A 22,443-nucleotide genomic window follows, 5' to 3' on the forward strand; every position below is an offset into this window, starting at 1 on the left:
CATGACACCCGTCGACTTCCTCGCCGACCTGGTCAACCCGGACCTGGCGTTCCTGCCCAAAGCCCTGGCCGTCGCGGTCATGGCAGCGATCATGTGCGGGGCGGTGGGCTGCTACGTGGTGCTGCGCGGCATGGCGTTCATCGGCGACGCGGTCGCCCACGCGGTCTTCCCCGGCCTGGCCGTCGCGTTCCTGCTCTCCGGCAGCCTGGTGGTCGGCGGCACGATCGCCGGCGTCGTCACGGCGCTGCTGGTGGCGGTCTTCTCGCAGAACCGGCGGCTCAAGGAGGACTCCGTCATCGGGGTGTTCTTCGTGGCGGCGTTCGCGCTGGGCATCGTGGTGATCTCCCGGGCGCCGGGGTACGCCGGATCCCTGCAACAGTTCCTGTTCGGCTCGATCACCGGCATCCCGGACCGGGACCTGTACGTGGTCGGAGGCACCGGACTCGCGCTGCTGCTCGTGATCGTGCTCCTGCACAAGGAGTTCGTCGCCGTCAGCCTGGACCGGGAGACGGCCCGCGCGCTCGGGCTGCGGGTGTTCCAGCTCGACCTGGTGCTGTACGTGCTGGTCACCCTTGCGGTGGTGATGGCGGTGCAGACGATCGGCAACATCCTGGTGCTCGCGCTGCTGGTGACACCGGCCTCCACGGCCCGGCTGCTCACCGACCGGCTACCGGCCATGATGCTGCTCGCCCCGGCGATCGGCGCCGGATCCGCCCTGGTCGGGCTCTATCTCTCGTGGTCCTGGGACCTGCCGGTCGGCGGCACGATCGTGCTGGTCCTGACCGCGGTGTTCCTGACGGCGTACCTGTTCGCACCCCGGCACGGTGTCGTCATGCGGACTCTCGAATGAGGTGTGTCCGCCGCCCCGACGGCGGTATGAAGGCGGGGTGAGCGAAGAGACGCTACCGGGCGGCAACACTGTCGGAGCTGTGCGGATCGGGGACGTCGTCCACAAGGAGGCCTCACCGTGGACGCCCACCGTGCACGCGCTGCTGCGGCACCTGGAGGACGCCGGTTTCGAGGGTGCGCCACGACCACTCGGGTTCGACCGGCAGGGCCGGGAGATGCTGAGCTACCTGCCCGGCGAGGTGATCGGCGACCGGCTGCCGTGGCCCGGCTGGGCCTTCACCGACGACATGCTGGTGCAGGTCGGGCAGTGGCTGCGCCGGCTGCACGACGTGACCGCGCAGTTCCGGCCACCGGCGCGGGAACAATGGTTCGCCGGGGCGGCGTGGAAACCCGGCATGATCGTCGGCCACCAGGACGCGGCGCCCTACAACGCGGTGGTGGACGACGGCCGGCTGGTCGGCTTCTTCGACTGGGACACGGCGGGCCCGTCCACCCGTGAGTTCGACCTGGCGTTCACCGCCCTGTCGTGGGTGCCGCTCTACACCCCGCCGGCGGCCGCGGTCCTCGGCTTCCACGAGCCCGGCGACCGGTCCCGGCGGCTGCACCTGCTGCTCGACGCGTACGGATACTCCGGTGACCGGCCGGCCCTCAGCGCCGTGCTGATCCGGCGGGCCCGGCGGCAGGCCGCGGTGATGCGCAGCATGGCCGACGCGGGTGATCCGGCCGCCATCGCGCTGCTGCCGGTCGCCGACAACCTGGAACGCTCCGCCGCCGACCTGGAAGCCCTGCCGGCCGCCTTCTGGCACCGGTGACCCGGATGTCCACGGTCGACACCGCCGGCCTGCTGGCCGCCTACGACGCGCGGATGCGGATGCCGTCGGGCGCGGCACCGCCGGGGCTGGTCTACGAGCGGGACGGTCCGCTGCTGCGCATCGTCGGCGGGCCGGTGGGGCGGATCCGGGCGCCACGCGACGTCGGCGTCACCGGCGCCGCCCTCGACCGCCTCATCATCCGCCAACGCGACTACTTCCGGGACCGCGGCGAAGGCGTCGAGTGGAAACTGCGCTCCCATGACCTGCCCGCCGACCTGCCCGGACGGCTGACCGCGGCCGGTGCCGTCGCGGCCGGGCCGTCGGCTGTGCTCCTCGGGTACGCCGACGAGGTGGCCACCGTGCCGGTGCTGCCCGACGGGGTGACGCTGCGGCGCGTGACCGGCGACGACGACCTGCGCCGCGTCGCCGACCACCAGACCCGGGTGTGGGGGTTCGACTGCTCGTGGGTCGCGGCGGATCTGAGCGCCCGGATCGCGTCGGCGCCCGGCGAGGTGACCGTCCTGGTCGCGGAGGTCGACGGTCACCTGGTCTGTACGGCCTGGTCGGTGTACGAGCCGGGCACCGAGTTCGTCGCCCTGCTCGGCGGCACGACCGTGCCGCGGTGGCGGGGGCGTGGCCTCTATCGCGCGCTGCTCGCGGCCCGGGCCCGCGAGGCCGCCGACCGCGGATTCCCGCTGCTGCACGTGGACGCGTCGTCGGACAGCGCGCCGATCCTGCGGCGGTGCGGCTTCCACGAGATCACCACGTCCACCCACTACGAGTGGGCCGTGCACTGAGCCCGGTGCATTCGTCGCCGGTTGGTCGATGGGGTTCAGGTCGGCCGCCACCAGCCCCGGAGACGAGGGTTCCCCGCATGTCGTCGCCGAGGTCGCCGACCTGCCGTGATCGCGGGTCCGGGCAGGGTGCTGCGCCCCAGCAACTTGCGTGGACGGTGCCCGAGTGGGCGGTCAATGCGGTCGCAGGTGTTGCCCGTGGCCCGCTAACCTCATGCGGTGATCACCCTGACGCCGGTGGTGGAGCGATGGTTCGCCGACTGCCCGTTCTGGCCGGCCGAGCAGACCGGCTTCACCGTCGCGGTTCCGCGCACGCCGACGTCGCAGCAGGTGGGGGCGGTGGTCTGGGCGTTGATCGGCCGCGCTGTGACCGCCGATGATGTCTCGATCACCGCGGCGAACGCCGCCGAGGCGATCGACGGGTATCTGGCCTGTGCCGACGAGGATTACGCGCCGGGTGGGTTGCGGGTGCGCGACGGTGACGTCGTCATCGACCCCGGCTGCTGCGTCGGCCTCGACGAATGGCGCGACTGGCTGCGCGTGATCGACGGCGCGGTGATCGACCTCGGCCATGACCCGGATCCGCTGATCGAGCACCGAGGGCCGGTGATCCGAGTGTGGAAGGACTGCGGCCAACGGTCCTTCGGGCAGGTTCCCGGCCCGGACGAACCACATGTGGACGTCCCGCGCCACGTTCTGCCGAACTTGCTGGGCGCGGTTCAGCAGGATCTCGCCGGTTTCCTGACCGCCCTGCGTCCCTGGGTGCAGGGCATCCGCGCCGATCTGGCGGATCCGCTGGTGGCGGCCGTGGACCGGCGCCTGCAGATCAGCGCGCCTCTCGGCATCTGATCGACTTCCTCACGTCTGGCGGACACCTTCCCGTCGGTTCGCCCCGGTAGAACTTGAAGGGTCAACGAGCGGAAGGGGCGGAATGTATCTGTCGGACGGGGCGCGACGTGCGCGCCGAGTGGCCTGGCTCGCGGCCGCCGTGGTCTGGGCCGGCCTGTTGCTGCTGCCGTGGTGGCCGATGGACTTCGGCGACCCGTACTTCATGCAGTATCGCCTCGATGCGATCGAACGCTACCGGGAGTACGGCGACGACTGGTGGGACGTGGTTCCCTACGGCTACTACCAGGCGGGATATCTGCTTCACATGGCGGCCGTGGTCGCGATGCCGCTGCTGGTGGCGCGGCGTGGCTGGCATTGGCCGGCCGGCATCGTGGTGCTGCTGGCCAGCGTGTGGGAGTTCATCGCGGTGGTGCCGTACAGCCTGATCAATACGACAGTGGTCCCGTACCTGCCGATGGTTGCCGGAGCGGCGCTGATGGCATCGTGGTTGATCGTCCGCAACGGCGTCGAGGACAGCGTCATGGCTCCGGCGAGGGGCTGACCGCACCCGGTTTTCGCGGCGCCGTCCCGTCCCGGCGTCGCTCCGTCCCGGCGCCGTCCCGTCCCGCTGGCGGGCCGACGCCGGCTGCTCGCCGGCGGGTAGGTGAGTCGCGATTGATCAACACCGTGTCGTGGGTGACGAGCCGGCCTGCGAGCTACCCCGCAAGGCGGTCAGTCGTCGCCTTATGGCTGCCGGGCGGAGTTGAGCGTGGCGGGCCGTCGCCCATGGCACTGCCCGCCACGCTCGGCCGACCACCGATGACGGCTCGGAATCGCCAGCCGTCGTTTGCGGTCGTTTTCGGCTCACGGATGGACCACGGCTGACGGCTGAGTCGGGCGAGCCGTCGACCACGGCTGCCCGCAGGGCGAAACGCAGCCGCCGGCGACGGCCCGGGGGTTGCCGGCCGTCGGTCATGGTCGTCTTCGGCTCATCGACGGACCGTGGCCGACGGCCGGGCATTCCGGGCGTCTTCGACCTGGCGCTGTTCACGTTCGGGCCGTCCGGTCCGCCGCCGATGACGGCCTCCGCGCTACCGCGGTCTTGGCCGACGTGCGGAGTGTGCCAGGGTGGAGGAGACCCGGATCGGTTCGCCGCCGAGCGATGAGTTCTGACGCCGTCGGGGGTCTGAAATCCGGAGGCCGATGGCGGCACGACGTGAAGTCGCGGTTCGGTGTCCGGCTTTTCGAACTCGTGACGAAAGGTTGCGGAATGACGGTTATCGCCAGCTTCTGTATGTCGCTGGACGGCTTTGTGGCTCGTCCGGACAACAGTGTGGGCCCCCTGTTCGACTGGTATTCCCGTGGTGATGTCGAGGTGCCGATGGCCGGCTACCCGATCACCTTCCGGGTCTCCGCGGCCAGCGCGGACTACCTGCGCGCCCAGACCGACCTGGCCCGGAGCAGTGCCTTCGTGTGCGGCCGCCGGGTCTTCGACCACACGGGCGGGTGGGGTGGCAACCCGCCCGGCAACGGCCGCGCGTTCGTGATGACCCACCGCGAACCTCCCGCGGACTGGCCGGCTGAGCGGCTCGCACCGTTCACTTTCGTCCCCGACGGTGTCGAGAGCGCGATCAACCAGGCCAAGGCTGCCGGAGACGGCAACGTCAGCGTGTCCGGCCCCGCGGTCGCCCAGCAGTGCCTCAACGCCGGGCTGTTGGACGAGATCCGCATCGACCTGGTGCCGGTGTTCCTCGGCGAGGGGATCCCTTACTTCGCGAACATCGACAACGACGGCGCCGAACTCGAACGCGTCGAGGTCGTCGAAGGTGACGGCGTCACACACCTGCGGTATCGCGTGCATTACCGCTGACCGGGGACCCTGGTGATGAACGGTTTCGTGACCGGCAGCCCCTACCCGACCGCCCTACCCGGCCGGCCTTGCCTGAGGCGGTTGGGCCAGGCGCAGCAGGTCGTCGCCCTCGGCGCGGTACATCAGCTTCGACGGCATGTGCAGGTCGCCCAGGCGGCGATAGAAGCGGCGCGCCTCGACGTTGTCGGCGTCGGTCGACCATTCCATGCGGCTGCAGCCGGTGCCGACCGCTATGGCGCCGAGCCGGGCCATCAGGGCGGTGCCGACGCCGTGTCTGCGGAACGGCTCGCGGACGTACAACTCCTTCAGGAACAGCGACTTGGTGATCCCGGCGGCCGGCCACAGGAAGCTGTAGCTGGCGAAGCCGCGGACCACGCCGTCACCGTCGGCGGCCAGCAGCACCCGGGCGGCGGGTCCGTCGCTGAACAGCAGGGAGGCGATCTGGCGTTCCCACTCGTCGCGGGGTGGGAGTTCGTCGGCGCCGTAGAAGCGTTCCACCTCGGCCAGCAGTGCGGCCACGGCCGGGAGGTCGTCGGCGGTCGCATGCCGGTAGCGGTTCACCGAAGATCCCGAGGCAGATCAAGAGCAGTCCATGATGGTACGAGACGCCGACGCGTACCGTGGCTGCGGCGCGGGTGCGGGAGTTGCCGGTCGGGTTCCACAGCTTCCAGGATGGCCGCCGGATGCGGTGGCGGGCCGTCGCCGGGCCGGTCGACACCGATCGTGGCGCCACCGAGGGAGAGTGGCTCGGCCGGGTGTGCGGGCAGCACCGCCGGGCGTGCGGGCACCAGCACCGGGTGTGTCCTCCGGCCGCCCACCTGCCGGGTCAACACGACACGAGGTGGGCTGCCAGACGGTGACGCAGATGGGCGCGGCAGGTCGGCCACTCCGCCGCGATGATCGAGAACATCGCGGAGTCGCGGAGCAGGCCCTCCTCGCCCGGCGCCCACGACCGGGACCAGCGCCGCAGGACGCCCTCGAAGGTGGCGCCGGTCGCGGCCAGGGCGGCCCGGGCCCGGGCGTTACGGGCGTCCGTCTTCAGGTCGACGCGTTGCACGTTCCACTGTTCGAAGGCGTTCGTGAACAGCAGCAGTTTGGCCTCGGCGTTGATGCCGGTGCCCTGCGCGGAGGCGGACAGCCAGGTGAAGCCGACCTCGACGGCGACCAGGTCGCCGGTGTCCGGCTGGTAGCGCGGATCCCAGTAGGCGGTGGCACCGACGGCCCGGCCGGTCGCCGCGGAGATCTGTGCGTACGGGGCGAGCCGCCCGGTCGCGGCGCGCCCGAGTTGTTCGTCGATGTAGGCGTACACCTGGGCGGGGGTGGGCACCCAGGTCCACCCGTAGGAGTCGCGGTTCTCGGCGACGGCGGCCCGCAGGTCGGGGGCGTGCCGGTGGGCGAGCGGTTCGAGGCGGACGAGGGCGCCGTCGAGGGCAGGGCCGGGCAGGATCACGCGAACTCCAGGGTCGTCGCTTGTCCGGCGGGGCTGCCGGACCTGGTCATCACCCGGAGCACCCACCCACGACAGGGGTTGCCGGCCAGCAAGCCGGGGCTTGACGCTGGCACTCGTGACCCGCCAGACCCTACCGGACGGGGATGGGGCGTGTTCAGCGCGTACACCCGAACGAGATTTTAATGATTCGGTCTGATATTTCGGGCAATGGCCGGAAATAGGGTCGGCATCGAGTACGCCTACGCTGGCACCGTGTTCGCTTATGAAACAGGTTCGGGTACGCCGCTGGTGCTGCTGCACGGATTCGGCCTGGACCATCGCAGCCTGCTGCCGCTGGAGCCGACGTTCACGGGTTCGGGGTGGCGGCGTGTCTACCTCGACCTGCCCGGCGCGACCGGAACCCCGGCAGGGGATGTGACCAGCTCGCAGCAGGTCGCCGACGCGGTCGTGGACGAGATCCGCGCGCGTCTCGGCGACACGCCGTTCGCCGTGCTGGGCTGCTCGTTCGGCGCGATGATCGCCCGCCACGTCGCGCACGAGCTCCGCCCGCAGGTCCTCGGGCTCGCCACCCTGGTCGGCGTCTTCGTCGCCCGGCGCAGCGAACGGACCCTGCCACCCCGGACGGTGCTGCGAACCGATCCGGAGATCGAACCGCTGCTCGGTGCGTCCATCGGCCACTACCGGGAGGACGCCGTGGTGGAGTCCACGGACGACGCGGAGACGTTCCTGAAATACCTGCTGCCGGGCATCGACGGCGCCGACCAGGAGGCGCTGGCACGGATCGCGCACGACTACACCCTGGACCGGGAACCCGAGGACGCCCACCCCGAGCCTTTCACGCAGCCGGCCCTGCACGTCACCGGCCGGCAGGACGACGTGGTCGGTTACGCCGACGCGTGGCGCCGCGTCGAGCACTATCCGCGGGCGTCGTTCGCGACCCTGGACGCCGCCGGTCACAACCTCGTCTCCGAACAGGGCGGCCTGTGCTCGGCCCTGATCGCCGACTGGCTGCGCCGCATGAGGGGTCACGTCTCGAGCAACTGCCGGACGATGTAGCCGCCGACGGAGGCCGCGGCTACCAGGAACGACACGCCCACCGCGGTGGTGGCCGCGCGCCGGGCCCGTTTGCCGAGCCAGGCGGCCATGACCAGCCCACCGCCGAACGGCAGCCCGAACTTCAGGAGAAGCTCGCCCGCCATGGTGAGCGCCTCCAGAGCGCCGAGGCCGATCGACACTGCCATGACGGCCAGGCCGCCGACCAGCAACCGGGCGCGGAGAGGGCGCCAGGCTTGCCACCCCCGCCGCGGTTCCCGCCAGAGCAGGGCGAGGGCCACACACGTGGCGACGGTGCCGACCAGAGCGAGGATGGCCGACTGCGCCACCCAGTCCGCCATCTCGGTCTGGGTCGGGGTGATGGCGTCCGCGCCGGCGGCGTTGAACACGTCGCGGATGCCCACCGTGCCGTGTCCGGCCAGGTGAGCGGCGCACACCGTGACCGCCGCCGCCGTGGGCCGTCGCAAGCCGGGGAACAGCGCCACCGTCAGGCCGCCGCCGATCAGGCCCAGAACACCGAGCCAGAGTACGGACGACCAGTACGGCTCGGGGGCCAGGAACAGGACGGCGGCGGCTGGTACCGCGCAGAGCACGAGCACGGCTCCCGCCACGGTGGTCGTGACACGACGTTGCATGCCATCCTCAACGCGTCACCTCGTGACGGGTGTCGTCCGGTCCCCGAGGATGGCATCGTCCCTTTCGGGTAGTTCGGGAACGGCCAGCTACAAATGGCACGGTCCCGAAACGTCAGCGGGACGAGGCCGCCAAAACCTGCGTGGCGCGGTCGGCCACGGTCGCGTCGACGACCAGGTCGTAGTGGTCCGGGCGGAGCCGGCCCGGCACACCGGCGGGGCGGCGGCCCAGCGCCATGCCGTACCCGATCAGGCCGATCGCAGCACCCGAGGCGGTGCCGGTGGCGGCGGCGGCCAGGGCGATCCGGGTGTCGTCGTCGTGGTTCGGCACCACCAGCTCGAAGGAGGTCAGCAGGTGCCCGACCAGGATGCCGACGAGCAGCCCGAGCAGTCCGCCCCGCACGGCCGGCCGGCGGGCGGTGACGGCGGGCGCCTCGTGGCTGCCGCAGGCGACGATGGTGGCGCTGTCCTGCGGGATGCCGCCCTCGGTGAGCCGGGCGGACGCCCGCGCGGCGGTGGAGAAGTCGGCCGCGGTGGCGACGACGCGGCGCGGGCCGTCGGTGTCGTGGTTCATGAGCACTCCTTCCGGCTGCCTGAGTGTCCATTCGTACCCGGATTCGCGGCCATCGCCATCGGGAGCAGCGGAAACGTCATGTGAGTGACATATTGTGACGGAGCACGTCGAATTCGCAGCCGGGCGCGTCCGGGTCGAAGCCGTGTTCGATCAGCCAGCGCGACGCGGTCAGGCTGCGCAGGGCCCACCAGGCGCGGATCACCTCCCGGTCGGCGCCGGGGCCGTACCCGGTGAGTAGGTCGTCCAGGCGTTCCTCGTGGCCGAGGGTGAGGATGGCGAGGTCGAACATGGCGTCGCCGGGGGCCGCCTCGGACCAGTCGATGACCCCGGTGACCTGGTCGCCGTCGACGAACACGTGGGTGATCTGCAGGTCGCCGTGGACGAACACCGGCTGCCACGGCCGGAGTGCGGCCTCGGCGATCGCCCGGTTGTGCCGGATCACCTCGGTGGGCAGCACGGCGTTGGCGAGCAGCCACGCGCATTCGGTGTCGAGTTCCGCCGCCACGTCGTCGAGCCGGGTGCCCGGCCAGGGCGGCAGGGGCGCGTCGTGCAGCGTGCGGACGGCGGCGCCCGTGGCGGCCCACGCCGCCGGTGACGCGGGGGACGGTTCGCCGAGGACGCCGAGCGCGGTGCCGGGGACGGCGGCGACGGCGAGCACGGGTGGCTGGTGCCAGAGGACCGGCGGGGTCGGGATCGGCGCCATGGCCATCGCGCGGACCTCGACGGCGGCGTGCGCCGGATCGCCGTCGACCTTCAGGAACACGTCGCCGACGCGCAGCGTGGCCCGCTGCCGGTGGGCGACGACGACCTCCACCTCGTCCATACCGCCATGATGGCCGGGCCGTCCGCCGGCCGCACGCCGTTATCGGCGGTGCCAGGAGCGCAGAGCGGTGGCCGCGTCCTCGGGGGAGAGGCCACCCCGTTCGACGTGGAGGTTCTGCAGGAACCGGATCGCGGCGCCGACCTCACGCCCGGGCGGGATGCCGAGGATCCGCATGACGTCCGCCCCGGTGAGGGGCACCGGAACGCCGGGCAGCCGGCTGTACACGGCGCGTTCGGCTGCCACGCGTTCGGCAGCAGCCCGCTCGGCCGCCCGTTCGGCCTCCCGCGCCGTGTTCCAGTCGTCCCACGTCGCGTACTGCCGGGCCTCCAGAGAGTACGGCCGCCAGTCCTCGTGCTCGCGTTCGTCGCCGAACCCCACCTCGTCGAACAGGTCGAGATGGCCGGATTCCACGACGACACCGAGCCGGGCCAGCACGGCGTTGACCGGCCACTCGTGCCGGGGACCGGTGAAGTCCCGGGTGTACGACGGACCCCAGATCCGCCGTCCGTCGCGCCACAGCGACGCGGTCTGGTCCCCGTCGCCCCCGGAGAAGTCCACCTCGACCTGACCGATCAGCGCGGCGTGCGACCACTCGGCCATCGCCTCTTCCGGGTACGCCCCGCGGCTCTGCGACACCAGCCAGGAGGGGAACGGGACGAAGCCCATCCGCTGCCGGAGCGGGACGACCGACGGCCGGACCTCCTCCGGGACGACGCTCCGGAGCAGGTCGAACGGGCCTACTGCCGCATTCAGGCGATAGGACATCGGGCCTCCACGGGTACGCGTTCGCGACGACCGTTCTGACCGGCGTGCATGTCGCGGTGTACGGCTGGAACACTTGCGCGATGATCACGACGATAGCGGCGGGTCTCCTGTTGTCGGCACTGGCGTCGCCGGACTCCGTCTGCGGGGTCGGCGACGACCGGTTGCGGGAGATGTCCGGGCTGGTCACGATCGCCGACGGCTATGTGACGGTCAACGACAGCACGACCAAGAACAAGCGCCGGGACATCTTCTTCCTGGACGCCGACTGCGAGGTGGAGCGGACGGTGGCGTACCCGTCGAAGCCGGTCGACACCGAGGACCTGGCGGTGGCGCCGGACGGCACCCTGTGGGTGGCTGACATCGGCGACAACGACGCGGCCCGCGCGACCGTCGGGCTGTGGCGGCTGGCACCGGGCGCCGAGGAGCCGGAGCTGTTCGCGATGCGGTACCCGGACGGGGCGCACGATGCGGAGACGCTGGTGCTGAACGGCGACGGGACACCGATCATCGTCACCAAGGACAAGGCCGGGGCGCGGGTCTACACGGTGGACGGCGCGCTCGCCGACGGTCGCCTGCGCGCGGCGGGGGAGTTGTCGATTCCGGTCACGACGACGAGCAACCCGCGCGGCGCCGACGGCCGGCTCGTGCTGACCGGCGGCACGAACTCGCCGGACGGCGCCAAGGTGGCGATCCGGACCTACGCCGACGCCTTCGAGTACCCGGTGGCCAACGGCGACGTGCTGGCGGCGCTGACCACCGGCACGCCGCAGGTCACCGCGCTGCCGGACGAGCCGCAGGGCGAGTCGATCGCCTACTCGCGGGACGGGACGTACCTGCTCACGGTCTCGGAGTGGAGCGACGACAACGAGGATCCCGAGATCCTGCGGTACGCGTCGAAGCTCGCCCCGACCCCGGCGGCCGGCTCCTCGCTCCCGGTGGGCTCCTCGCTCCCGGCCGTCCCGATCGCCGGCGGCGTGATCGTTCTCGGACTACTCGGCGGCTGGCTGCTATGGCGCCGGTTCCGCTGAGCCGGTCGGCGGGCTTTGGGAAAGTCGTTGGCCGGGGTCGCCCGACGGTTGATCATCATGACGAGAGTCGGCGAGAGGGAGCATCACCATGAGGCAGGCGCGACGTCTGAAGAGCATCCGGTACGACCTTCGCGGTCCCGTCCTGCGGCGGGCGCAGGAACTCGAAGCCGTCGGGAACCGGATCATCAAGCTGAACCTGGGCAACCCGGCGCCCTGGGGGCTGAGCACTCCGGAACCGATCGTGGCGCACGTGGTGCACAACCTCGGCGCCGCGCAGGGTTACAGCGACGCGCGGGGCATCTACTCGGCCCGGGTCGCGGTGGCGCAGTACTACCAGAGTCAGGGCGCGACCGACATCCAGCCGGATGACGTGATGCTCGGCAACGGGGTCTCCGAGCTGATCACGATGGGTCTGCAGGCGCTGCTCGACAACGGTGACGAGGTCCTGGTGCCGAGTCCGGACTACCCGCTCTGGAGTGCCGCGGTGACGCTCTCCGGTGGCCGGGCCGTTCACTACCGCTGCGACGAGAGCGCCGGGTGGATGCCCGACCTGGAACACCTCGCGGCGCAGGTCACCGAGCACACCCGGGCCATGGTCATCATCAACCCGAACAACCCGACCGGTGCGGTGTACGACCGGGAGACGCTGCTCGGCATGATCGAGATCGCCCGCCGGCACGGTCTGCTGATCTTCGTCGACGAGATCTACGACAAGATCGTGTACGACGGTGCCCGCCACCACACCCTCGCCGCCCTCGCCGACGACGTCCCGATCGTCAGCCTCGGCGGACTGTCCAAGACCTACCGCGCCGCCGGATTCCGCTCCGGCTGGCTGGCGCTGAGCGGGTTCGCCGCCGGTGACAACGACTACTTCGACGGGCTGCAGCTGCTGGCCAACATGCGACTGTGCCCGAACGTCCCGGCGCAGCACGCGATCCAGACGGCCCTCGGCGGCTACCAGAGCATCGAGGCGCTGATCAAGCCCGGCGGCCGCCTCCACGAGCAGCGCGACCTGGCCTGGCGGGAGCTGACGGCGATCCCGGGTGTCGACTGCGTCCGGCCCGACGGCGCGCTCTACCTGTTCCCCCGCCTCGACCCGGCGATCTACAAGATCCACGACGACGAGCAGCTGGTCTTCGACCTGCTGGAACAGCAACATGTGCTGCTCTCGCACGGCACCGGCTTCAACATCGACAAGCCGCACCACCTGCGCCTGGTGTTCCTGGCGGACCCCGAGGTGCTCAGCGAGGCCATCAGCCGTCTCGGCGTGTTCCTCGCCGGTTATCAGCAGTGACGTCCTCTCCGTCCTGAAGGAACGGAGCTTCCCCCGGTCCGATGCACGCCCCGTTCGCCCGCATCGGTCAGCGCCTCCTCGCCCTCGCCGCCGTGATCCGGCACGACACCGACATCGGCGCACCCCACCCACGATCACTCATCGCCCACGACCATTGACCGGCAACGATTCAGGACTCGATCATCTAGGATCGTCGTCCATGGATCATCGGCGCCTGGGACGCAGCGGCCTGTACGTCAGTGAGATCACCTACGGCAACTGGCTGACCCACGGCGAACTCGTCGGCAGGGAGGCGGCGCTGGCCTGCATCCGGGCCGCACTGGACGCCGGGATCTCGACGTTCGACACCGCCGACGTCTACGCGCAGGGCGCCGCCGAGGAGGTGCTCGGCGAGGCGCTGCGCCCGGTGCGCCGGTCCTCGGTGGAGATCGCGACGAAGGTGTGCCTGCCGACCGGCGACGGGCCGAACGACCGGGGACTGTCCCGCAAACATGTCATGGAGTCGTGTCACGCCTCGCTGCGGCGGCTCGGCACCGACTACGTCGACGTGTACCAGGCGCACCGCTTCGACGACCGGACCCCGCTGGACGAGACACTGATCGCCTTCGACGATCTCGTACGCCAGGGCAAGGTCCTCTATCTCGGCGTCTCCGAGTGGACCGCCCCGCAGATCCGGGAGGCGCTCGACCTCGCCGAGGGGATGGGGTTGCGCAGCCGGATCGTCGCGAACCAGCCGCAGTACAACATGCTGTGGCGGGTCATCGAACCGGAGGTGCTGCCGCTGTGCCGGGAGGCGGGCATCGGCCAGGTGGTGTTCCAGCCGCTCGCCCAGGGGGTGCTGACCGGTAAGTACCTGCCCGGCCGGCCGCCGCCGCAGGGGTCGCGGGCCGCCGGCGCCGGCCGGGCGCCGCGGTTCATCGGCCGGGTGCTCGGCGACGAACTCCTCGACCGGGTGCGGCTGCTCCGGCCGATCGCCGACGACGCCGGGCTGTCCATGGCCCAGCTCGCGATCGCCTGGACGCTGCGGCAGGACGGCGTCACCTCGGCGATCATCGGGGCGACCCGCCCGGAGCAGGTCACCGAGAACGCCGCCGCGTCCGGTGTCCGCCTCACCGACGACGCGCTCGCCGCGATCGACGAGGTGCTCGGTGACCTGGTGGACCGCGATCCGGCCAAGACCGCCCGGATGATGTCGGTGAAGGCGTCCTGGAGCCGCGGCGACAAGTAGAACACCGCCGGTCAGCGTCCGCGTCCCGGCCGGGACGCGGCGAGCAGCACCAGCAGGCAGGCCCCGCCGACCGGGATCCGGGATCAGCGCGCGCTGGTGACGTCCGCCTCATTGCGGTTTGGGCCCTTAATGCCGGGGAACTGCCGGGTCCTTGTCAGGTTTGGGAAGGATCCCCGGTGGATATTGATGCCCTTCTTGTCGGTGTTGAGGGCCGGGCCCGGCTCCACGGACGCCGCCACAGCCTGCGGATGGTCACCGGGGTGCTGGGTGCACTCGCCGACGTCCTTCCGGAGCGGGCGTCGGAGCTGCTCAGCCCGCACCTGCCCGCCGAGCTCCGTGCCGGGCTGTCCGGGCGGGCCCGGGTCGAGACCCCGGCGTCCTGCCGCGCTTTTCTCGACCGGGTCACCGCGATCCTGTACGTGGAGCAGCCGGACAACGCGTTCCTGGCCCGCGTGGTGCTGGAACACCTGAACGCGGCGCTTCCGGTGATCAGCCCGGCGGCGTTCGCCCACCTGGTCGCCGCCGATCTGCGCCCGCTGCTGCTGGCCGGGCGGCCCGCCGTGGTCCGCAATCAGCCCGCCGCCGGGGCGCTGACCGGCCGGATCCGGGTGCCCGCTCTGGTGCCGGCGCCCCGCAAGCAGCCGGCCTGACGCGGTTCAGGGTTCGGCCCGCAGGGCGAGGGTGGCGTGCACCTGGGCGAGCTGGGTGGTGGCGGTGAGCATCGCCAGGTCGGCGCCGGGAACGTACGGCTCCTCGGAGTGATCGTCCTCGTTGATGTTGGTGTGGTAGTCGACGAGGCAGATCTGGTAGAGACGTTCGGCTTCGGCGGTGAGTTCGGCGGCACGGGCGGCGTGCTCCTCGGGAGTCATGCTGATCATGGTGCCATCCCGGGCGGGGGGCTCCGCCGGCTCAGGGCTGCGCCAGGATGTCCAGCATGCCCACGATCTCGAGGACCCGCCGGACGACCGGTTGCGGGTCGACGGCGCGGAACCGGATCCCGTGCTGGGCGGCCACGCCGAATCCCTCGTCGAGGACGGCGATGCCCGACGAGTCGCAGAACGTCACGCCCGCGAGGTCCACGGCGATCTCGGTGACCCCGGGGGTGTCGAGGGCTTGCCGGACGGCCCGCTGCACGTCGTCCGCGGTCGCCATGTCGATCTCGCCCGACACGCGTATCCGGACGGTGCCGCCGGCGACGGGATCAGTAGTGACGATCATCGGGGGACCACAACCTCACGGTCTTCAACTCTGAACATCTGTTCGAGAGCTGACAATAGTGTCACCCGGCGGCGGAGTCCGTGATCCGGTCCAGCCAGTCGGCGAGCAGGGCGATCTCCGCCGGGCTGAGGACCGTGACGTCGGGGAGCGCGGCCCGCATCGTGACGGCCGCGGTGGCCGGACCGGACGGTCCGGCCGGCTGTGCGTCCAGCAGGATCGTGCCGCAGACCGCCTCCCAGGCAAGCTCGGCGAGGGTTTCGTCGCGCTGGTCCTCGGGCTGGTCGATGAGGGCGAACACGACTCCGGTGCCGGCCGCGTGGATCAGGTCGACGGCGCGCTGCTCGGGCACCCGTAGGCGGCCGGCCCGGGCGACGCGCCGCACCCGCTGCCGCAGCACGGACGTGCCGGCGTCCACGGTGGCCTGCCCGGCCGGGGTGCGCCGGGTCGTGTGCATGAGCCGGAACAGGGCCGGGTTGGCCAGGCCGAACCCGACGTGCAGATCCCAGCCGGCGCGCAGGTCCGTGACCGGTTCACCGCCGGCGTCGACGACGGGCTTCTGCGCGACGTAGCTCGCGAAGCCGTGCTCGGCGACCGCCTCGAGCAGCCCGTTCTTGTCCCCGAAGAGACGGTAGATCGACGGCGCCTGGACGCCGGCCGCGAGCGCGACCGAGCGGGTGGTCACCGCCTCGGGGCCTTCGGTGGCGAGCAGATGCGCGGCGACGTCGACCAGCCGGGAGCGTACGAGATCACGGGCCGGCGGTGCGGTGGGCTCCTTCACGTTTCCAACGTTAGCGGCTCCTTGCTATCGCTGAGTTTCCAGTGTTAGCGTTTTGCTGATATCAGCGATAACAACCAGGGAGTGCCGCATGATCGTCATCACCGGAGCCACCGGCGCCCTGAACGGCGCCACCGTCGACCGCCTCCTCGACCTCGTCCCCGCCACGGACGTCGCCGTCGTCGCCCGCGACGTGACGAAGGCCCGGCGGTTCGCCGACCTGGGCGTGACCGTGCGCCACGGCGACTACGCCGACCCGGCCTCGCTCCCCGGCGCGTTCGACGGCGCCGACCAACTGCTGCTCGTGTCGTCGAGCGACCCGGGCGCCGACGCCGTGGCCCTGCACCGCACCGCGATCGACGCGGCCGTCGCCGCCGGGGCCGGCCGGATCCTCTACACCAGCCACCAGAACGCGGTCCTCGAAACACCCTTCAAGCCCGGGCGCGACCACGCCGCCACCGAACGGCTGCTCGCCGAGTCCGGCCTGCCCTGGACGTCCCTGCGCAACGGGTTCTACCTGCACAGCCTCGCCTGGCTGGCCGGACCGTGGCGGGAGACCGGCGTGATCAGCGTGCCCGGCGACGGCCCGGTGTCGTGGACCTCCCGCGACGACGCCGCCGCGGCCGCCGCCCAGATTCTGGCCTCGAACGGCAAGTACGACGGCCCCACCACGATCACCGCGACCAGCGCCCCGACGTTCGCGGAGATCGCCGGGATCGCGTCCGAGGTCACCGGCCGCACCATCACCCTGGACATCCTGGACGACCAGGACTGGCTCGCCGCCCAGATCGCCGGCGGCACCCAGGAGTTCATGGCGCGCTTCGTCCTCGGCTTCTACCAGGCGGCCCGGCGTGGCGACTTCGCCGGCGTGGACCCGCTGCTCGGCACACTCCTCGACGGTGAGCCGGCCACGGTCCGCGACTTCCTCAGCCGCTGACGGTCAGGACGCCACGATCACCGCGTACGGCGGCTGCAGGTCGACGACCGCGGACCGGCGCAGGCCGGCCCGGGAGAGCAGGTCGTCGAACTCGGCCAGGGTGCGCTCCCGGCTGCCGGTCATGGCGAGCATGGCGATGTCCATCAGCGGCGCGATCCCGGACGGCCGGTCGGCGATCACGATCTCGGTGATGACGATGCGGCCGCCCGGGCGCAGGGCGTCCCGGCACGTCGTCAGGATGCGGACACAGTCGTCGTCGGACCAGTCGTGCAGGACGGTCTTCAGCAGCAGGATGTCGCCGTCCGGGACCGCGGTGAAGAAGTCGCCGGCCACCGCGGTGAACCGGCTGCTCAGGCCCGCCTCGTCGGCGGCCGCCCGGGCGCCCGCCATCGCGTGCGGCAGATCCAACACGGTCGCGCGTAGATCGGGGTGCCGGGCCAGCAGGGCCAGCGCGAACGACCCGTGCGCCCCGCCGACGTCGACCACCGTGCGCGCGCCGGTCACGTCGAGCGCCGCCACCGCCTCGCTGATCACCGGCGCGGACATGCTCGTCATCGCGGCGCCGAACAGCGCCCCCTCGTCCGGGTGCGCGGCCAGATAGTCGAAGAACGGCATGCCCAGGGCCTGCCGGGTCTGCTCCTCGCCACTGCGGATCGCCTCCGGGATCCGCGCCCAGCTCAGCCACATGCACGGGCTGGACTGCGCGGCCGCCATGTCCCGCAGCGACATCGGCGCGTCCCGGTGCAGCACGGCCAGGACCGGGGTGATGGCGAAGCCTTTCTCCGCGTACGCGACAAGCCCGATCGCAGCGCAAGCACGCAGCAGGCGTGCCGTGGCGTCCGGGTCGGAATTCTCCGCCTCGGCGATCTCCGCGGCGGTCCGTGGCCCGTCGGCCAGATGCTCGGCGAGCGACAGGTCGACAGCCGCGCGCACGGTCTGCGCCAGCCACGGGCCGACGAGGAAACCCATGACCGTCTCGTAAGGACTCACCGTCATGCCCCGGAACGTAACGCCGCGCGCCCCGCCCGTCAGCCCGGCCTCAGACCCTGCGAATTCGCCGCTGTACGGTGGGCGTCGTCAATCGAAGACTATCGAAAGAGACACATGCGCCCACCCGTCATCGTGACCGCCGTCCTGTTGCTGGCCGGTTGTTCGTCCGCCCCGGATGCGCCCTCGCCGGAAGCCGCGCCGTCGAGCGCCGCCGCGGCCCCGTTCCGGTTCGAGGTCCCCGAGAAGATCGAGGGCCTGCCGCGGACGGCGAGCCCGAAGTGGCTCAAAGAGGCGGAGAGCTCGGCGGCGTTCCTGAAGGGCAAGGTCCTCAACCCGACGGACACGGTCGCCGCGGCGTACCTCGACACGAAGAAGCCGCTCGACGGCATCGAGGTCAGCGCCGCCGCCGGCCGGGTCGCCGCCCCGCAGGTCACCCTGCGGCTGATGACGCAGAACGCCGCCGACCTGGACGACGTCGCACCGGTCGACCTGGGCGTCGAGGGGGCCGTCGCGACCTGCGGCATCTCCCACGCGAACGACCCGTCGGTGGACACGGTCTGCCACTGGGCCGGACCGGACACCGTCGGCATGGTCCGGATCTGGGGGCTCGAGGAGCGCAAGGCCGATTTCCCCGCCGTCCATGCGGCCATCCACCCGGCTTCTCGCTCGAACGGGGGATAGATCCGGTGATTCTGCGCAATCCGACCGGCGTGCATGCCCCGGTCGCCGACTACAGCCACCAGATCGAGGTGCCCGCCGGCGGTCGCTGGCTGGTCCTGTCCGGGCAGATCGGCATGACGCCCGACGGCACCGTTCCCGGCGACCCGGTCGAGCAGATCACCGAGGCGCTGGCCAACATCAGCCGCAACCTCGAGGCCGCCGGGATGACCGTCCGCGACCTGGTCAAGCTCACGTTCTACCTGGTGGGGGCGGTTGATGCGGCAGGTCGCCGGGCCGCTGTCACCACATGGCTCGGCGGTCACGAGCCGTGCACCACGCTCCTCCATGTATCGGCGCTCGCCGATCCAGCGCTCGTCGTGGAGATCGACGCATGGGCGTACACGGCCTGACACCCATGAAACCGATGTCGTAGCTGGGTGGTGGGTACAGACCGCTGCTCCCGCCGAGGGCCTCGGAGAGCTTCGCCGGCCGCTACGCGTCCGGAACGCGAAGCCCTCCGAGGCGGCCTGCGTGAGTCCTCCGCGGTGGCCGGGCCGGAGTTTCCGGAGCGATCTGCCCTCTCACGACGGCCTGCTCTCGCGGTGTTCTGCTGGCGTTTTCGCAGCGGCCGTTTTCGCAGCGGGCTGTTGTCGTGGCGGGCCGCGTGAGTGGCCGGCGTCGTTCGTCAGGCGATCACGCGGTCGGCGGTGAGCTTGCGGGACGCGCCGGCGAGCAGCGTGCGCAGTCGGTCCGCGGGGAGCGGGGCACCCGGGTCGGGCGCGTACGCCTGCGGGGGAGTGCCGGTGCGCAGGGCTTCCGCGAGCTGCGTCCACGCGGCCCAGAGGGCGTCGGGGTCGGCGCAGTACGGCGCGGTGTAGGCGTCGGTCTCGGGTTCGAAGCGCCAGCTCTCGGCAAGGGGGCCGGCATCGACGGTGTCGAAACCGAGCCGGCTGATCAGCTCATCGGCGGCGGCCTTGGCCTGCGGGTCGTCGCCGGCGATGGGCAGCGCGGTGCGGTCGGCCGCGCCGGCCGGGCGGGCCAGTGCCGTGATGTGGTGCGCGCTGAGGTTGTTGAACGCCTTGACGAGTGTGGCGCCGCCCAGATGCTGTTGGACGAGTTCGCTGGTGGTGAGTTCCCCCGCGTCGAGGGCGGGGAGGTGGCCGTCCCGCGACGCGTAGTAGTTGCTCGCGTCGAGCACGACCTTTCCCTCCAGTGCGGCGGCGGGGAGTTGCCGGTACGCGGCGAGCGGGATACTCACCACCACCTGATCGTCGGCGAGGGCGGCTTCCTCGGGGGTCGCGGCCCGGGCCCGCGCGCCGAGCCGCTCCACTGTCGCGGCGAGGGTCTGCGGGCCGCGGGAGTTCGCCAGGACGACGTCGAAGTCCGCCGCGATCGCCAGCCGGGCGAGTGTGGTGCCGATGGCGCCGGCGCCGATGAAGCCGAGTGTTGCCATGGGGAGTCTCCTCAGTTCGCGGACGGATCGCGTCCGCCGGGTGGTGCCGCCGACTAATCGGAGCGGCTGCTCCGCTTCAAGCTAGCACCAAGCGGAGCGCCTGCTCCTGTTGTTCGGGTCACAAACGGAGCGAGCGTTCCGAAACGGGCGCCGTGTCGTAGGCTGAACCCGTGACGCTCGCCGACCACGCCACTCCCGCACCCCGGCCCGGCCGCCGCGCCGACGCCGAGCGCAACCGGGCCGCCATCATCGAGGCGGCCGGCAAGGTCTTCGCCGAACACGGCGGCGGCGTCGACGTCCGGGAGATCGCCCGGCGCAGCGGTGTCGGCATGGGCACGCTCTACCGGCACTTCCCGACCAAGGACGAGCTGCTCGCCACCGTCCTCGAGCGGCAGTTCGACGGGTGGCTCACCGACGCCCACGAGCAGGCCATGGCCACCGAGGATCCGTGGCAGGCGCTCGACGGCTTCTTCGACCGGCTGCTCACCAACCAGGCCGGCAACCGTGCCGCCGTCGAGAGCTTCGCCGCCACCGGCGGTCCGAGCGCCGCCTGCATCCAGCGCTGCTACTCCTGCATCGACCAGCTGCGCGCCCGCTGCGCGGACGCCGGCGTTCTGCGTCCCGGCGTCACCACCGACGACCTGTTCCAGCTCAGCGGCTCCCTGAGCCAGGCCGTGCTGACCACCGCCGAGAGTCACCCGGGCCAGTGGCGCCGTCTGCTGCGCATCTCCCTCGACGGCCTCAGCAGCCGCAACACCGGGCCCCTCCCGCCCCTCGCATAGCGACCCCGGCCGCCGCGGCCGGTGGCACACGTCGGTCGTGTCGTCCCCACCCGGGGCCTGCTAGATTCCGGGCATGCGCGGACCATCGACCGCCATCGTTGCGGGAACCCTGCTGGCACTCTCGTTCACGACGCCCGCCCGGGCCGACGCGCAGGGCGAGGGCTGGGAGCGCATCCCCAGCCCACCCTTCGACTATCCGGCCGGAGTGCCCTGTGCCTTCGCCATCCACGCCGACCCGGTCGTGGACGCGGTCTACTACAAGACGCTGACCACGTACCCGGACGGTTCGGTGCACACCGAGGCCGCCACCGGCCCCCTCGTCTACCGCCTGACCAACGTCAGCACCGGCGCCACCGTCCGCGGCAACGCGAGCGCGAGCGGCACGGCGACCCACCACGAGGACGGCGCGGTGACGATGCGCAACCACGGTCCGCTGCTGGTCGCCTTCCGGGCCGGCCAGGGCAACCTGCCGCCCGGCTACTACCAGCTCGACGGCCCGAACTGGCGCCTCGACATCTCCGCCACCAACTACCGCACCGTCTCCGGTGACTACCGCATCGCCAAGGACCTGTGCGCCGCCCTGTCCCAGTAGATCAGCTTGCTGTTCACCCTCGGACCCCTCACCGGTGCTACGGCGGAGCAGCCCGCTGCGTCGTCAACGGCTACTACGGTGGAGAGGCTGATCTGATTGTCGCGGGCGAGCTGGCGCATAGGTGTGCTGTCGAGAAACCAGCGCCGCACCAGGATCGCCTGGTCACGGCAGGGCAGAGAACGGGTTCCGGCACGGGTGCCGCGGCGAGCGCGTTCGGTGGTGAGCAGTCCGGCGAGTACGTCCACGGTGTGTTCGCGTACCGGCAGGACAGCGGTGTATGTGACACTCATCGTCGCGCAGGACCTCTATTATGAAGTTGAGCTGTAGGAGGCCACCTTCTTATCGAGGTTCTGCGCCGTTTCTACGTAGCCGTGATCATCTGGCGCGTCTCGGACTTAGCGTCTTGCCAGCTACGGACAGCAACCGCAACGTTGCGCGGAATGGCTCACTGATCCGAACGTTCTGAAGGCGCGGACCTGCGCGGTTGGTCCCCTGCTTGGTGACGCGGCGGCACCGTACGATTCCCGGGTGCCCAACGACTCGATTACGCCCGACCTGGACGTCACCAGAGTGATGCCCGCGTCACCTGACCAGATCTGGTCGGCTTGGATCGACCCGACGGCGATCGCCCGCTGGTGGGGACCTGACGGGTTCACCAGCACGGTCCGTGAGCTTGATGTCCGCGAAGGTGGACGATTCGACGTGGTGATGCAGGGCCCGGATGGTTCCACATTCGAAAACCTGTACCTGTTCGACACCGTCGAAGCGGGTATGCGGGTCACGTATGTCCATCAAGGCGCGCCAGAGCATGGCTTGGCTCCTTCCCGTTCGGTGGTAACGATCGAGGAGGTGGATGCTGGAAAACGGACCTCTGTGACTCTACGGTCGTTCTACGCTTCGGAATCGGACCGGAAGAAGCATCTTGTGGTCTTTCAGGCGGCAGCCGGGGCGCAACAACTCCTCGAGAGGCTCGAACAGGTTGCCGTGGGCGGCACGGGTTGATCGTGGCCTCGCCGAAGTCGAGGTCGACGCGGAT

General features: G+C 71.1%; 28 protein-coding genes, 2 pseudogenes and 1 riboswitch. Of the genes and pseudogenes, 18 read left to right on the forward strand and 12 right to left on the reverse strand.

Translation table 11 applies throughout. The annotated features are described in order from the left end of the window. Position 1 precedes the first annotated feature (1 nt). The 6 genes from QSK32_RS40490 (at position 2) to QSK32_RS40515 (ending at position 5,153) form a co-directional block, all read left to right on the forward strand. Positions 2-850 (forward strand): anchored repeat-type ABC transporter permease subunit, encoded by an 849-nt coding sequence (locus tag QSK32_RS40490; protein ID WP_045744897.1) that lies wholly within the window; start codon positions 2-4, stop codon positions 848-850. 79 nt (positions 851-929) lie between these two features. Continuing rightward, positions 930-1,661, forward strand: a complete 732-nt coding sequence (locus QSK32_RS40495; RefSeq protein WP_245674118.1) for a phosphotransferase — start codon at positions 930-932, stop codon at positions 1,659-1,661. A gap of 5 nt (positions 1,662-1,666) precedes the next feature. Then, positions 1,667-2,458, forward strand: a complete 792-nt coding sequence (locus QSK32_RS40500; RefSeq protein WP_285474927.1) for a GNAT family N-acetyltransferase — start codon at positions 1,667-1,669, stop codon at positions 2,456-2,458. 216 nt (positions 2,459-2,674) lie between these two features. Continuing rightward, the gene (locus QSK32_RS40505; RefSeq protein WP_285474928.1) at positions 2,675-3,304 is read left to right on the forward strand and encodes a hypothetical protein; all 630 of its coding nucleotides are present in this window, start codon (positions 2,675-2,677) and stop codon (positions 3,302-3,304) included. 118 nt (positions 3,305-3,422) lie between these two features. After that, positions 3,423-3,845: a hypothetical protein gene (locus QSK32_RS40510; protein ID WP_285474929.1), complete on the forward strand. Its 423-nt coding sequence runs from the start codon at positions 3,423-3,425 to the stop codon at positions 3,843-3,845. A 708-nt stretch (positions 3,846-4,553) separates the two neighbouring features. Next, positions 4,554-5,153, forward strand: a complete 600-nt coding sequence (locus QSK32_RS40515; protein WP_285474930.1) for a dihydrofolate reductase family protein — start codon at positions 4,554-4,556, stop codon at positions 5,151-5,153. Positions 5,154-5,207: 54 nt separating this feature from the next. On the opposite strand, the gene QSK32_RS40520 is transcribed toward QSK32_RS40515, so the two are convergent. Beyond that, positions 5,208-5,714, reverse strand: coding sequence for a GNAT family N-acetyltransferase (locus tag QSK32_RS40520; RefSeq protein ID WP_045744890.1), 507 nt, complete (start codon positions 5,712-5,714; stop codon positions 5,208-5,210). A gap of 265 nt (positions 5,715-5,979) precedes the next feature. Further along, complete coding sequence (locus QSK32_RS40525; protein ID WP_045744889.1) at positions 5,980-6,603, reverse strand: GNAT family N-acetyltransferase; 624 nt, start codon at positions 6,601-6,603, stop codon at positions 5,980-5,982. Between the two features lie 11 nt (positions 6,604-6,614). Further along, positions 6,615-6,724, reverse strand: a riboswitch (SAM riboswitch). A 131-nt stretch (positions 6,725-6,855) separates the two neighbouring features. Here QSK32_RS40525 and QSK32_RS40530 point away from each other — a divergent pair. Next, complete coding sequence (locus QSK32_RS40530; RefSeq protein WP_285474931.1) at positions 6,856-7,659, forward strand: alpha/beta fold hydrolase; 804 nt, start codon at positions 6,856-6,858, stop codon at positions 7,657-7,659. Here QSK32_RS40530 and QSK32_RS40535 read toward each other — a convergent pair. From QSK32_RS40535 to QSK32_RS40550, 4 genes are all read right to left on the reverse strand, one after another. Further along, positions 7,629-8,291: a hypothetical protein gene (locus QSK32_RS40535; RefSeq protein ID WP_285474932.1), complete on the reverse strand. Its 663-nt coding sequence runs from the start codon at positions 8,289-8,291 to the stop codon at positions 7,629-7,631. The genes QSK32_RS40530 and QSK32_RS40535 overlap by 31 nt on opposite strands. 112 nt (positions 8,292-8,403) lie before the next feature. Continuing rightward, positions 8,404-8,862, reverse strand: a complete 459-nt coding sequence (locus QSK32_RS40540; protein ID WP_045744886.1) for a hypothetical protein — start codon at positions 8,860-8,862, stop codon at positions 8,404-8,406. A 76-nt stretch (positions 8,863-8,938) separates the two neighbouring features. After that, positions 8,939-9,685: a phosphotransferase family protein gene (locus tag QSK32_RS40545; protein WP_285474933.1), complete on the reverse strand. Its 747-nt coding sequence runs from the start codon at positions 9,683-9,685 to the stop codon at positions 8,939-8,941. Between the two features lie 39 nt (positions 9,686-9,724). Beyond that, positions 9,725-10,450 carry a hypothetical protein gene (locus QSK32_RS40550; RefSeq protein ID WP_285474934.1) on the reverse strand — a complete coding sequence of 242 codons (726 nt, stop codon included), beginning with the start codon at positions 10,448-10,450 and terminating at the stop codon, positions 9,725-9,727. A gap of 80 nt (positions 10,451-10,530) precedes the next feature. Between QSK32_RS40550 and QSK32_RS40555 the strand changes: the two genes are divergently transcribed. The 5 genes and pseudogenes from QSK32_RS40555 (at position 10,531) to QSK32_RS40570 (ending at position 14,650) form a co-directional block, all read left to right on the forward strand. Then, positions 10,531-11,478 carry a hypothetical protein gene (locus tag QSK32_RS40555; RefSeq protein WP_285474935.1) on the forward strand — a complete coding sequence of 316 codons (948 nt, stop codon included), beginning with the start codon at positions 10,531-10,533 and terminating at the stop codon, positions 11,476-11,478. An 88-nt stretch (positions 11,479-11,566) separates the two neighbouring features. Beyond that, positions 11,567-12,772 (forward strand): pyridoxal phosphate-dependent aminotransferase, encoded by a 1,206-nt coding sequence (locus QSK32_RS40560; RefSeq protein WP_285474936.1) that lies wholly within the window; start codon positions 11,567-11,569, stop codon positions 12,770-12,772. 53 nt (positions 12,773-12,825) lie between these two features. Beyond that, positions 12,826-12,930 (forward strand): annotated as a pseudogene (locus QSK32_RS45790) (IS982 family transposase); the annotation flags it as partial. A 41-nt stretch (positions 12,931-12,971) separates the two neighbouring features. Next, complete coding sequence (locus QSK32_RS40565) at positions 12,972-14,000, forward strand: aldo/keto reductase family protein (protein WP_045744882.1); 1,029 nt, start codon at positions 12,972-12,974, stop codon at positions 13,998-14,000. 176 nt (positions 14,001-14,176) lie between these two features. Beyond that, positions 14,177-14,650, forward strand: a complete 474-nt coding sequence (locus QSK32_RS40570; protein WP_045744881.1) for a DUF2267 domain-containing protein — start codon at positions 14,177-14,179, stop codon at positions 14,648-14,650. A 6-nt stretch (positions 14,651-14,656) separates the two neighbouring features. On the opposite strand, the gene QSK32_RS40575 is transcribed toward QSK32_RS40570, so the two are convergent. The 3 genes from QSK32_RS40575 to QSK32_RS40585 form a co-directional block, all read right to left on the reverse strand. Next, the gene (locus QSK32_RS40575) at positions 14,657-14,869 is read right to left on the reverse strand and encodes a hypothetical protein (RefSeq protein ID WP_245674116.1); all 213 of its coding nucleotides are present in this window, start codon (positions 14,867-14,869) and stop codon (positions 14,657-14,659) included. Between the two features lie 40 nt (positions 14,870-14,909). After that, entirely contained in the window at positions 14,910-15,218 is a 309-nt protein-coding gene (locus tag QSK32_RS40580; protein ID WP_045744879.1) for an STAS domain-containing protein, read from the reverse strand. A 61-nt stretch (positions 15,219-15,279) separates the two neighbouring features. After that, on the reverse strand, positions 15,280-15,996 hold the full coding sequence (locus QSK32_RS40585) for a TetR/AcrR family transcriptional regulator (protein ID WP_045744878.1): 717 nt from the start codon (positions 15,994-15,996) through the stop codon (positions 15,280-15,282). An 88-nt stretch (positions 15,997-16,084) separates the two neighbouring features. Here QSK32_RS40585 and QSK32_RS40590 point away from each other — a divergent pair, with 88 nt between their 5' ends. Further along, the gene (locus QSK32_RS40590; RefSeq protein ID WP_285474937.1) at positions 16,085-16,930 is read left to right on the forward strand and encodes an NmrA family NAD(P)-binding protein; all 846 of its coding nucleotides are present in this window, start codon (positions 16,085-16,087) and stop codon (positions 16,928-16,930) included. A 3-nt stretch (positions 16,931-16,933) separates the two neighbouring features. Here QSK32_RS40590 and QSK32_RS40595 read toward each other — a convergent pair whose 3' ends face one another. Beyond that, complete coding sequence (locus tag QSK32_RS40595) at positions 16,934-17,926, reverse strand: methyltransferase (protein WP_285474938.1); 993 nt, start codon at positions 17,924-17,926, stop codon at positions 16,934-16,936. A gap of 108 nt (positions 17,927-18,034) precedes the next feature. Here QSK32_RS40595 and QSK32_RS40600 point away from each other — a divergent pair, with 108 nt between their 5' ends. Together QSK32_RS40600 and QSK32_RS40605 are read left to right on the forward strand one after the other, a co-directional pair. Beyond that, positions 18,035-18,601: a hypothetical protein gene (locus QSK32_RS40600; protein WP_157411234.1), complete on the forward strand. Its 567-nt coding sequence runs from the start codon at positions 18,035-18,037 to the stop codon at positions 18,599-18,601. A gap of 5 nt (positions 18,602-18,606) precedes the next feature. Beyond that, positions 18,607-18,990 carry a RidA family protein gene (locus QSK32_RS40605; RefSeq protein ID WP_045744874.1) on the forward strand — a complete coding sequence of 128 codons (384 nt, stop codon included), beginning with the start codon at positions 18,607-18,609 and terminating at the stop codon, positions 18,988-18,990. Between the two features lie 275 nt (positions 18,991-19,265). Here the strand turns inward: QSK32_RS40605 and QSK32_RS40610 are convergent, their stop codons facing one another. Then, a complete protein-coding gene (locus tag QSK32_RS40610) occupies positions 19,266-20,033 on the reverse strand; it encodes an NADPH-dependent F420 reductase (protein ID WP_285474939.1) in 768 nt (255 codons plus the stop codon). A gap of 170 nt (positions 20,034-20,203) precedes the next feature. Between QSK32_RS40610 and QSK32_RS40615 the strand changes: the two genes are divergently transcribed. Next, positions 20,204-20,815 carry a TetR/AcrR family transcriptional regulator gene (locus tag QSK32_RS40615; protein WP_045744872.1) on the forward strand — a complete coding sequence of 204 codons (612 nt, stop codon included), beginning with the start codon at positions 20,204-20,206 and terminating at the stop codon, positions 20,813-20,815. A gap of 73 nt (positions 20,816-20,888) precedes the next feature. Next, entirely contained in the window at positions 20,889-21,407 is a 519-nt protein-coding gene (locus tag QSK32_RS40620) for a hypothetical protein (RefSeq protein ID WP_285474940.1), read from the forward strand. 77 nt (positions 21,408-21,484) lie between these two features. Here QSK32_RS40620 and QSK32_RS40625 read toward each other — a convergent pair. Continuing rightward, positions 21,485-21,697, reverse strand: a pseudogene (locus QSK32_RS40625) (IS5/IS1182 family transposase); the annotation flags it as partial. 238 nt (positions 21,698-21,935) lie between these two features. Between QSK32_RS40625 and QSK32_RS40630 the strand changes: the two are divergent. After that, entirely contained in the window at positions 21,936-22,409 is a 474-nt protein-coding gene (locus QSK32_RS40630; RefSeq protein ID WP_285474941.1) for an SRPBCC domain-containing protein, read from the forward strand. Positions 22,410-22,443: the final 34 nt, after the last annotated feature.

Source organism: Actinoplanes sp. NBRC 101535, from assembly GCF_030269225.1.
Taxonomy (GTDB): Bacteria; Actinomycetota; Actinomycetes; order Mycobacteriales; family Micromonosporaceae; genus Actinoplanes; species Actinoplanes rectilineatus.